1 protein-coding gene is annotated in these 338 nt (G+C 74.3%); it reads left to right on the forward strand.

Features of this window, described 5'->3' with window-relative positions; genetic code table 11:
* Positions 1-338: SDR family NAD(P)-dependent oxidoreductase (locus IG05_RS43295; RefSeq protein ID WP_037816014.1), on the forward strand; the 338-nt coding region annotated here is incomplete at both ends.

Consider the following 338-nt stretch of genomic DNA (forward strand, 5'->3'; position numbering starts at 1 on the left):
CGGTGTTGATCACCGGTGGTACCGGTTCGCTGGCCGGTGTGCTGGCCCGGCACCTGGTGACCCGGCACGGCATCCGGCACCTGGTCCTGGTCAGCCGCACCGGCCTGGCGGCCGAGGGGGCGCCGGAGCTGGTCGCGGAACTGGAGGCGCTGGGCGCCGAGTCCGTCACGGTGCCCGCCTGTGACGTGACCGACCGGGACGCGGTGGCCGCGCTGCTCACCGGCCTGACCGGGAGCGGACCCCGGCTGACCGCCGTAGTCCACGCGGCGGGTGTCTTCGACGCCGGTGTGGTCGGTGAGATCGAACCCGAGCGGCTGGAGCGGGTGTTCGCGCCCAAG

Source organism: Streptomyces sp. NRRL S-1022 (genome assembly GCF_000720135.1).
Classification (GTDB): Bacteria; Actinomycetota; Actinomycetes; order Streptomycetales; family Streptomycetaceae; genus Streptomyces.